The following is a 9,490-nucleotide window of genomic DNA, read 5'->3' on the forward strand; positions in this document are numbered from 1 at the left end:
TGTTTACTAGCGCATCAGCCGGCGCATCAGACGGCTTGTTCCTCGCCGTCGAGGTTGACGTCGGCCTCGTTATTGAACACGCGCATGTCGGTCTGGCCCAGCACCCGGCTGGTGACGCTGCCGGCGGCGATCGAGCCGCTGACGTTCAGCGCCGTGCGGCCCATGTCGATCAAGGGCTCCACCGAGATCAGCAGGCCCGCCAGCGCCACCGGCAAGTCCATCGCCGACAGCACGATCAGGGCCGCGAAGGTGGCGCCGCCGCCGACCCCGGCCACGCCGATCGAGCCGAACGCGATGATCGCCAGCAGCGGCAGCAAGAAGCTGGCGGTGAACGGATCGATGCCGACCGTCGGCGCGATCATCACCGCCAGCATCGCCGGATAGATGCCGGCGCAGCCGTTCTGCCCGATGGTGGCGCCGAACGAGGCGGCGAAATTGGCGGTGCCTTCCGGCGTGCCCAGGCGCGCGGTCTGGGTCGCCACGCTCATCGGGATCGAGCCGGCGCTGGTGCGCGAGGTAAAGGCGAACACCAGCACCGGGAAGATCTTCTTCACGTAGCGCAGCGGATTGAGCCCGACGCCGGCCACCATCGCCAGGTGCACGCAGAACATCAGCGCCAGCGCCGCATACGAGGCGACCACGAAATTGAGCAGGCCCAGGATGTCCTGCAGGCTGGAACCGGCCACCATCTTGGCCATCAGCGCGAACACGCCGAACGGCGTCAGGCGCAGCACCAGCGTCACCATCCGCATCACGATCACGTGGGCCACGTGCACGAAGCCGCTGAAGGATTGGAATACTTCCGGCTTCTTGCCGGCGATGCCGACGGCCGAGACGCCGATGAAGATCGCGAACACCACCACCGCGATGGTCGAGGTCTTGCGCGCGCCGGTCATGTCGAGGAAGGGATTGGCCGGGATGAAGGACAGCAGCAGCGACGGCAGCGACAGTTGCTGCGCGGTCGCCAGGTTGCCCTGCAGGTATTCACCGCGCGCGACTTCGGCGCTCGACGCGGTCAGGCCGACGGCCGACAGGCCGAACAGCTTGGCCATCGCGATGCCGATGATGGCCGCGACCACGGTCGTGACGAGCAGGATGCCGATGGTGAGGGTGCTGATCTTGCCGAGCGAGGCGGCGTCGCGCAGCTTGAGGATGGCCTGCACGATCGAGACCATGATCAAGGGGATCACGATCATCTGCAACAGCTTGACGTAGCCGCTGCCGATCACATCCAGCCAGGCATTGGTGGCCACGATGTCGCTCGCCCCGGCGCCATATACGGCCTGCAGGCCGGCGCCGAACGCGACGCCCAGGCCAAGGCCGGCGAAAACGCGCTTGGTGAACGATGCATGGCGGGCCTGCATGCCATACAGGAGTGCGCACACGGCCAGGGCGAGTGCCAGGTTCAGGAGGACGGGGAAAGTCATAGAGCTCGGTTGAAGCAGGGAATCGCGCCATTTTATCGGCAAAGTTGCCTTGCCGTAGTGTTAATGTCGCATTTGCCTATGCGTTTAGCGCATGGCGACGGAGCAATACCATGCGCTTCGCCGGCTGCGTGCGCGCTTGTTGCTGCATGACGACGGACGATAAGTCGTAACGCAAGGAAATGTTCAATGCTTCCCAACCGGTGAGCAATGTTTCTATAATCCAATGGATATCATATTTTTCCATCCATGGGCTCCAGGCCAGCGAATCATGTTCAAACATCTCAGCATCAAGTCGCGTCTCATCTTCGTCATCGTCTTCCTGGCCGTCGAACTCATCGCCGGCGCGGTCATCGGCATCTACAACCTCGGCGTCGCAAACGCCGAACTCAAGCAGATGTACGACCACCGCCTCGTGGGGCTGAGCCAGGTGGGCCAGGTCACCCAGCTGATCACCGCCAACCAGCTCGCCGTCGCCAAGGCGGTTACCCTGGAAGATGGCGGCGCGCGCAATACCGCGCTCGAGTCGGTCGACGCGAATATCGGGGTGATCAACAAGATCCTGGAGAGCTACCGCCAGATGCCGATGACTGCCGGCGAGCAGGCCATGTACGAGCAATTTACCGCCGCGCGCAAGGTATTCGTCGAGCAGGGTATCCGCCCGGCCATGGCCGCGATTCGTGCCGGCGACACCGCCGGCGCCGTGGCCCAGCTCAACGGCGAGATGACCCGGCTGTACCTGCCGGTGGCCGATCTCGGCGCCAGGCTGGTCAAGGAACAGCAGAATGCGGCGCTGGAGGAATATGAGGCTTCGCAGGCGACCTACGAGTTCGTGCGCGCGGTCTGCCTGGTCGGCCTGGCGTTCGGCCTGATCATGGCCGCCTTCGTCGGCTGGATGCTGGTGCGCGCCATCGTGCGTCCGCTGGAGCAGGCGATCGCGATCGCCGGCGCCGTGGCCCAGGGCGACCTGACCCAGACCATCGAAGTGACCTCGAAAGACGAGACCGGCCGCCTGCTGCAGGCGCTGAAGGACATGAACGATTCGCTGGTGACCATCGTGAGCCAGGTCCGTGCCGGCACCGACAACATCGCCACTGCTTCGGGCCAGATCGCGGCCGGCAACCTGGACCTGTCCTCGCGCACCGAGCAGCAGGCCGGTTCGCTGGAAGAAACCGCCTCGTCGATGGAAGAACTGACCTCGACCGTGAAACAGAACGCCGACAACGCGCGCCAGGCCAACGCCCTGGCCACGTCGGCCTCGGAAGTGGCGGGCAAGGGCGGCGCGGTGGTCGAGCAGGTGGTGCAGACCATGGGCGCGATCAACGCCTCGTCGACCCGCATCGTGGACATCATCGCCGTCATCGACGGCATCGCCTTCCAGACCAATATCCTTGCCCTGAACGCGGCAGTCGAAGCGGCGCGCGCCGGCGAGCAGGGCCGTGGCTTCGCGGTCGTGGCGGGCGAGGTGCGCAGCCTGGCCCAGCGCAGCGCGGCGGCGGCCAAGGAAATCAAGCTCTTGATCGACGACTCGGTCGACAAGGTGCACCACGGCTCCAAGCTGGTCGAGCGCGCCGGCGCCACGATGCAGGAAATCGTGCAGAGCGTGAACCGCGTGACCGACATCATGGCCGAGATCACCGCCGCCAGCCAGGAGCAGACCGCCGGCATCGAACAGATCAACGGCGCCGTGGCCCAGATGGACCAGGTGACCACGCAGAACGCGGCGCTGGTGGAAGAAGCGTCGGCGGCGGCGGCCTCGCTGCAGGAAGAGGCGACCGCGCTGGCGCAGACCGTGGGCGCGTTCAAGCTCGATCAGGCGGGCGCCAGCCGCGCCAGTGCGGCGGCGCCGCGCGTGATCACGACCTTGCCGGCGGTGATGGCGAAGGCGCCGCTGAGGGCGCCGGTGAAGGCGGCGGCACAACCGGCCGCTGCATCCAAGCCGGCCAAGGCCACGCCAGTCGAGCCCAAGGCGCAAGCGGCCGCAAAGCCGAAGAAAGCCGAAACCGCGGACGTCGGCGACGGTTGGGAAGAGTTCTGACGCCGGCCTGACGCCTGTGCAAGGAAGAAGCCAACCCGAGGGTTGGCTTTTTTCGTCTCCAGCGCCCTATGCGCGCAGCTTGCGCAGGCCGACAACCGGGCCGACAACCGGGTCATACCCGGCAAGGCTTACTCGAAGGCGATCACCAGCGCGGTCAGGCCGATGCAGGCTGCGGCGATGACGCCGATGCGGGTGCGCAGGCGTCGGCCGCTGGAGACGATGTCCTTGGCGATGCCGCGGCGCGGCGCGCGAGGGTTGCTGCGGTCGACCGCGGTTGCGGCATGGATCGAAGAATGGTGGCGTGCGGTGTGTTCCGTGTTCATGGTTGACTCCAGGGCCGTCTCGAATGAAGACTGGCAAGTAAATGATGAATGGCCGGCATGAGCCGGGCGTAATACGAAGATGGTTTGCCGTTCAGGCGCGCGGGGCGCGCTGGGCAGGATGAAGGGCTGTCTGGCAACTGGGCCGCACCGCCACGTCGTTGGGAGAACGCAGGCAGGAGTAGAGCGGACAGTGAATGCGTGACATGCGGATGCCAGTACAAAGCGTCGAATCAAAGCGTCGAATTCGGAAATCCGGGACGAGGCCAGGACCTTCAAACCTGGGTGCGTTCTGGACGTTATTTATTTTACATGTGTGCGACGTAGAGGCAAGGGGTCGCACGATTGAAACAAGTGATGTTTTTCTACGGCAACAATCCATCCTAGCACGACGCGGACGGTAGTAGAAGAGCGTTTTTGCAACTTTTTAGAGCTAACGCAACAGCCCGCCCAAAATGATGCGCTGCGCAATCGCAGTGCGCCGTTTACGCCTTCGCACGGTGCGCCGGCGGTGCGTGGTGAGGGCGCTTCCTTCTGCATGCTCCCTGGCATGAAGATTGCGTAATCATCATCAGCGCAACGGAGCGCTGCGTGTGCCGCCAACGAAGGCAGCACCCACAAGACAACGACGTCTACCGGACCATGAATGCGTTCATGTCGGGTATGCGTCGTTTTTTTTGCCTGACCATATTGGGATTGCGATGAAAAATCAGAAGCTTGAAGCGAAGAGCGTAGCGACGGCAGCCGTCGGCGAAGTCGATGTCACCCGCCGTAAGGTCATACATGGCGCAGGTCTGGTAGCGGGAGGAAGCTTGATGGGGCTGGCAACTGGCGGCGTGTGGGCGGCGGGTTCGGACAAGCCGGAAAAGACCGAGATCAAGATCGGATTCATTCCACTGACCGATTGCGCATCGGTGGTCATGGCGTCGACGCTGGGCCTCGACAAGAAATATGGCGTCAAGTTCGTGCTGAGCAAGGAAGCCTCGTGGGCAGGCGTGCGCGACAAGCTGGCCAACGGCGACCTGGACGCGGCCCACGTGCTGTATGGCTTGCTGTACGGTGTCCAGATGGGTATCGGGGGCCAGCGCAAGGACATGGCGGTGCTGATGGGCCTGAACAACAATGGCCAGGCGATCACGCTGTCCAAGCAATTGGCGAACAAGGGTGCGGTCGACGGCCAGTCGCTGGCCAGGCTGATGCGCACCGAGAAACGCGCATACACCTTCGCCCAGACCTTCCCGACCGGCACCCACGCGATGTGGCTGTACTACTGGCTGGCGGCCAACGGCATCAATCCGATGAAGGAAGCCAAGGTGATCACGGTGCCGCCGCCGCAGATGGTGGCCAATATGCGGGTGGGGAACATGGACGGCTTCTGCGTCGGCGAACCCTGGGGCCAGCGCGCCATCATGGACGGCATCGGCATCACCGCCACCACGACCCAGGACATCTGGCGCGACCATCCGGAAAAGGTGCTGGGTTCGACGCTGGAGTTCGCGAAGAAGCACCCCAACACCTGCCGCGCCATGATGGCCGCCATCATCGAGGCCAGCCGCTGGATCGACGCCTCGATGGCCAACAAGAACAAGATGGCCGAGGTCATCGCCGCCAAATCGTACGTCAACACCAGCAAGGACGCGATCGACCAGCGCATCATGGGCCGCTACCAGAACGGCCTCGGCAAGACCTGGGACGACCCGAACTACATGAAGTTCTACAACGACGGCGCGGTCAACTTCCCGTATCTGTCGGACGGCATGTGGTTCATGACCCAGCATCGCCGCTGGGGCCTGCTCAAGCAGGACCCCGATTACCTGGCGGTGGCCAGCGCGGTCAACCAGATCGCGCTGTACAAGGACGCGGCGACGCTGGCCAAAGCGCCGCTGCCTTCCAGCCCGATGCGCAGTTCGAAGCTGATGGACGGCAGCGTCTGGGACGGCAAGGACCCGAAAGCCTACGCCGCATCGTTCAAGGTCAGGGTCTGATTTTCATCTTGTCTGTATAGGGGAATGCCATGAACGCCATCTTGAAATCCGAACGCCATGCGCCGCCCGCCGGTGGCGCGGCCGTGGTCACGTTGCCGCTCGCCGCCGATGCGCCTGTCGCGAGTGTCACGCCTCCTGCGCGCAAACCGGCGCCCGTCGTGCGCGGCGCGCAGTCGTTCGCCAGGGCGGTGCAAGCCATCCTGCCGCCGCTGGTGGGCATCGCCTTCGTCGTGCTGGTGTGGCAGCTCATCGCCACCCGCAACGAGACCTTCCCGTCGCCGCTGGCGACCTTCGAGGAGGCGCTGAAGCTGTTTGCCGATCCGTTCTACCACAACAGCCCGAACGACCAGGGCATCGGCTGGAACGTGCTGGCCTCGCTCCAGCGCGTGGCCGTGGGCTTTGGACTGGCGGCGGCGGTCGGCATCCCGCTGGGCTTCGTGATCGGCCGGGTGAAGTTCGTGTCGGGCATGTTCGGCCCGATCATCAGCCTGCTCAAGCCCGTGTCGCCGCTGGCCTGGCTGCCGATCGGCCTGCTGGTGTTCAAGTCGGCCGACCCGGCGGCGATCTGGTCGATCTTCATCTGTTCGATCTGGCCGATGATCATCAATACGGCGGTGGGCGTGCAGCGCGTGCCGCAGGACTACATGAACGTGGCGCGCGTGCTGAACCTGTCGGAATGGAAGATCCTGACCAAGATCCTGCTGCCGTCGGCGCTGCCCTACATCCTGACCGGCGTGCGGCTTGCCATCGGCACCGCGTGGCTGGTGATCGTGGCGGCCGAGATGCTGACCGGCGGCGTGGGCATCGGCTTCTGGGTGTGGGACGAGTGGAACAACCTGAATGTGGCGAACATCATCATCGCCATCGTCGTCATCGGCGTCGTGGGGCTGCTGCTGGAGCAGGCGCTGGTGGCGCTGGCGCGGGCGCTGACGCACGAACAAGTGGCTAACTGAGAGGAGCGCGATCATGGATGACCTTCAAACCAGATTCATCGACATCTCCGGCGTGGAGATGGCGTTTCATACGAAAAAGGGCGTGTTCCAGGCGCTGCAGGGCATCGACCTGACCGTGCGCAAGGGTGATTTCATCACGCTGATCGGCCACTCGGGCTGCGGCAAGTCGACCTTGCTGAACCTGATCGCCGGCCTGCTCAAGCCGACGGCGGGCGTGCTGCTATGCGCCAATCGTGAGATCGCCGGGCCCTCGCCGGAAAGGGCGGTGGTGTTCCAGAATCATTCGCTGCTGCCGTGGCTGACCTGTTACGAGAACATCCACCTGGGAGTCGAGCGGGTGTTCGGCGGCGCCGAAACGCGGACCCAGCTGCGCGAACGCACGCTCGCTGCGCTGGCGCTGGTGGGGCTGTCGAGCGCGGAGGGCAAACGTCCGCATGAAATTTCGGGCGGCATGAAGCAGCGCGTCGGCATCGCGCGGGCGCTGGCGATGGAGCCGAAGGTGCTGCTGATGGATGAACCGTTCGGCGCGCTCGATGCGCTGACGCGGGCGCATTTGCAGGACGAGCTGCTCAAGATCGTGGCGGCGACCAGATCCACCGTGGTGATGGTGACGCACGACGTCGATGAGGCGGTGTTGCTGTCGGATCGGATCGTCATGCTGACCAACGGGCCGGCGGCGACCATCGGCGAGATCGTCGAGGTGGGATTGGCGCGGCCGCGCGACCGGGTGGCGCTGGCGCAGGATGCCCGGTATACCGAGCATCGCAAGGCGGTGCTGGAGTTCTTGTATCGGAAGCAGGCGCATCCGGCGGCGGAGGCGGCATAGTGCTAGGCATCTAGAGCGACCGGATGCATGCCACGAGAGGATGTCGGGAAACCTTACAAGGGTCGCCAATCAGCGGATAAGCCGTAGCTAACACCTTGATTTATACGGGGATCTAGGTGTGGTATAGCAATTGCTTGAACGGTTTTTTCCCGACAACCTCACCTATACAAAGTCATGATCAAAAAATGCCTGGCATTTGCTGTGACCTTACTGACCTCGCTGAACGCTTCAGCTTCGTACACCAAGTACGAATTTACTGGAGGCTTGCTCGACGGATATTTCGTACAGAGGGATGACAATCAGGCGATCGCGCATTTCAGCTTCAACATGACAACGTTGATGACAGCGTACCTCGATCCGAACTATGACTCCGGCCCGCCAATGACATTACTTTCAAGGCATCAGTTTTACCCGTTCTTCAACGACGGCGCGAAACTGTTGACTGCCGCTTCAACCTACTTCGGGCCGGGCGGTCCAACGAATTTTACGATTCATGATGATTTTGGCGGCGATCAGGTAACCGATTTCAGCATCCGATTCACGCAAGCTTCCGAAGGCACCTTCATCTATACCTTTGATTACTCGCGATGGATGTACCTAACCGCCGGATACGCTGTCGGATCAGGAAGCTATAGTGGCGCGGTAATGGAAGTGCCTATGCCTGAGTACATGTCAAACGAGCTCGATAACGATGGTGGATACTATCCTGGTGTGCCGATAATTGTACCGGAGCTCATTGGATCCCCAGTTGAAGTCGCAGAGCCCGCCAGTGTTGCCTTGATCTCAATGGGGGCACTCTGCGTGGCAGGGCTTGCGCGTCGGCGCAGGTCGTTGCTGTCGCAGTGATTGCCAAACTGAACTACGGCTGCATCTGGAGAAAGCGAATTAACCTGCTTTCTTCTTCTGCATCTGACGCTGCTGCTGCTTGCGCGGCGTCTGGTTGCGGTTCTGCTTGGCCTCGTACTGCGTGACTGCTTCACGCTGGGCCTGGGCCTGGGCAACGGTGCGCGGTTCTTCGTCGTCGTCGCGCGAACGAAGTAATCGGCGACCTGCCCATCGACCACCAGCCCGATCGTGGCGTCGCCGCGCCGGTTGTGGAGTTTGGATGACAGCGCGCCTGCTTCTTTGCATTGACCAAAACCGGTCATTTCCTCGCGGATTTCCTGGAAACGGCTGCCACACAAACCGGCAGTCAATGCTGTAGCCTCGCGCTAACTCAAGCTATTCACACGCGGGCTGATTGAACCGCTGCTTCCTGGGAACTTTCAAATATTGGGTCTCGCAAACCGGCGGCCGGGGAAAACGGCGCCAGCCGGGCATTGCCGGCAAGCTTATGAAGCGAATTCTTCCGTCGGGAACGTCATTCTGGAAGGACCTCACATGGCTAAGTATCTGGTTGAAGCGAGCTACCTCAGCGAAGGGATCAATGGCCTGTTGAAGGAAGGCGGCACGCGGCGGCGCGAGGCTGTCGATCAATTATTCAACTCGCTAGGCAGGAAGGTCGAAGCTTTTTATTTCGTGTTCGGCGACCGGGATGTCGTCATCATCGGCGAGCTTCCCGACAACGCCACCGCCGCGGTGCTGGCGCTCAGGGTCGATGCCTCCGGCACCACCACGTGCAAGACGACGGTGCTGCTGACGCCCAAGGAAATCGATGCAGCCATGACCAAGACCGTACCTATTGTCAACCGGGCTATGACATGGCCCCCGAGGTCGCCAAGTGGGAAGGCGAGGGCGGGCATCTTGCGTCAGGTGCGCGAGGTGGAAATGAATGAGCGGGGATATTGCAGAAACAAAACGCCAAGCTGTGCCTGGCGTTTTTTCGAATCTTTACCGAATTCTTTGGTAGGGAAGCGCTGAACAAATAGGTTGCACGGCCGTTCCAACGTGACAAACCCGGCGCCAGACCGAACGGTGGTCGAGATCAGTTATTTTTCGCGCTCC

9 protein-coding genes are annotated in these 9,490 nt (G+C 62.6%); 6 read left to right on the forward strand and 3 right to left on the reverse strand.

Features of this window, described 5'->3' with window-relative positions; all coding sequences use genetic code 11:
* Positions 1 to 26 precede the first annotated feature (26 nt).
* Positions 27 to 1,427, reverse strand: coding sequence for an L-cystine transporter (locus ACZ9AQ_RS23175; protein WP_429207000.1), 1,401 nt, complete (start codon positions 1,425 to 1,427; stop codon positions 27 to 29).
* 76 nt (positions 1,428 to 1,503) lie between these two features.
* The gene (locus ACZ9AQ_RS23180; RefSeq protein WP_429207002.1) at positions 1,504 to 1,671 is read right to left on the reverse strand and encodes a hypothetical protein; all 168 of its coding nucleotides are present in this window, start codon (positions 1,669 to 1,671) and stop codon (positions 1,504 to 1,506) included.
* Positions 1,672 to 1,695: 24 nt separating this feature from the next.
* Here ACZ9AQ_RS23180 and ACZ9AQ_RS23185 point away from each other — a divergent pair, with 24 nt between their 5' ends.
* The gene (locus ACZ9AQ_RS23185; RefSeq protein WP_429207003.1) at positions 1,696 to 3,462 is read left to right on the forward strand and encodes a methyl-accepting chemotaxis protein; all 1,767 of its coding nucleotides are present in this window, start codon (positions 1,696 to 1,698) and stop codon (positions 3,460 to 3,462) included.
* Positions 3,463 to 3,590: 128 nt separating this feature from the next.
* Here ACZ9AQ_RS23185 and ACZ9AQ_RS23190 read toward each other — a convergent pair whose 3' ends face one another.
* On the reverse strand, positions 3,591 to 3,785 hold the full coding sequence (locus tag ACZ9AQ_RS23190) for a hypothetical protein (RefSeq protein WP_429207004.1): 195 nt from the start codon (positions 3,783 to 3,785) through the stop codon (positions 3,591 to 3,593).
* Between the two features lie 812 nt (positions 3,786 to 4,597).
* Between ACZ9AQ_RS23190 and ACZ9AQ_RS23195 the strand changes: the two genes are divergently transcribed.
* The 5 genes from ACZ9AQ_RS23195 to ACZ9AQ_RS23215 all read left to right on the forward strand — a co-directional run bounded on the left by ACZ9AQ_RS23195 (position 4,598) and on the right by ACZ9AQ_RS23215 (position 9,406).
* Positions 4,598 to 5,767, forward strand: a complete 1,170-nt coding sequence (locus ACZ9AQ_RS23195; protein ID WP_429207006.1) for a CmpA/NrtA family ABC transporter substrate-binding protein — start codon at positions 4,598 to 4,600, stop codon at positions 5,765 to 5,767.
* A gap of 29 nt (positions 5,768 to 5,796) precedes the next feature.
* A complete protein-coding gene (gene ntrB / locus ACZ9AQ_RS23200) occupies positions 5,797 to 6,720 on the forward strand; it encodes a nitrate ABC transporter permease (protein ID WP_429207008.1) in 924 nt (307 codons plus the stop codon).
* A gap of 13 nt (positions 6,721 to 6,733) precedes the next feature.
* Positions 6,734 to 7,546 carry an ABC transporter ATP-binding protein gene (locus tag ACZ9AQ_RS23205; RefSeq protein WP_429207010.1) on the forward strand — a complete coding sequence of 271 codons (813 nt, stop codon included), beginning with the start codon at positions 6,734 to 6,736 and terminating at the stop codon, positions 7,544 to 7,546.
* Positions 7,547 to 7,720: 174 nt separating this feature from the next.
* Complete coding sequence (locus tag ACZ9AQ_RS23210; protein ID WP_429207011.1) at positions 7,721 to 8,392, forward strand: hypothetical protein; 672 nt, start codon at positions 7,721 to 7,723, stop codon at positions 8,390 to 8,392.
* A 534-nt stretch (positions 8,393 to 8,926) separates the two neighbouring features.
* Positions 8,927 to 9,406 (forward strand): GYD domain-containing protein, encoded by a 480-nt coding sequence (locus ACZ9AQ_RS23215; RefSeq protein ID WP_429207013.1) that lies wholly within the window; start codon positions 8,927 to 8,929, stop codon positions 9,404 to 9,406.
* Positions 9,407 to 9,490 lie beyond the last annotated feature (84 nt).

Source organism: Massilia sp. UYP34, assembly GCF_056279385.1.

What these genes read in the sequence shown, in the direction of transcription:
- ACZ9AQ_RS23210 (WP_429207011.1), top strand. Translation starts at nt 7,721, where the DNA reads ATGATCAAAAAATGCCTGGCATTTGCTGTGACCTTACTGACCTCGCTG.
- ACZ9AQ_RS23215 (WP_429207013.1), top strand. Translation starts at nt 8,927, where the DNA reads ATGGCTAAGTATCTGGTTGAAGCGAGCTACCTCAGCGAAGGGATCAAT.
- ACZ9AQ_RS23185 (WP_429207003.1), top strand. Translation starts at nt 1,696, where the DNA reads ATGTTCAAACATCTCAGCATCAAGTCGCGTCTCATCTTCGTCATCGTC.
- ACZ9AQ_RS23190 (WP_429207004.1), bottom strand. Translation starts at nt 3,785, where the DNA reads ATGAACACGGAACACACCGCACGCCACCATTCTTCGATCCATGCCGCA.
- ntrB (WP_429207008.1), top strand. Translation starts at nt 5,797, where the DNA reads ATGAACGCCATCTTGAAATCCGAACGCCATGCGCCGCCCGCCGGTGGC.
- ACZ9AQ_RS23205 (WP_429207010.1), top strand. Translation starts at nt 6,734, where the DNA reads ATGGATGACCTTCAAACCAGATTCATCGACATCTCCGGCGTGGAGATG.
- ACZ9AQ_RS23180 (WP_429207002.1), bottom strand. Translation starts at nt 1,671, where the DNA reads ATGGAAAAATATGATATCCATTGGATTATAGAAACATTGCTCACCGGT.
- ACZ9AQ_RS23195 (WP_429207006.1), top strand. Translation starts at nt 4,598, where the DNA reads ATGGGGCTGGCAACTGGCGGCGTGTGGGCGGCGGGTTCGGACAAGCCG.
- ACZ9AQ_RS23175 (WP_429207000.1), bottom strand. Translation starts at nt 1,427, where the DNA reads ATGACTTTCCCCGTCCTCCTGAACCTGGCACTCGCCCTGGCCGTGTGC.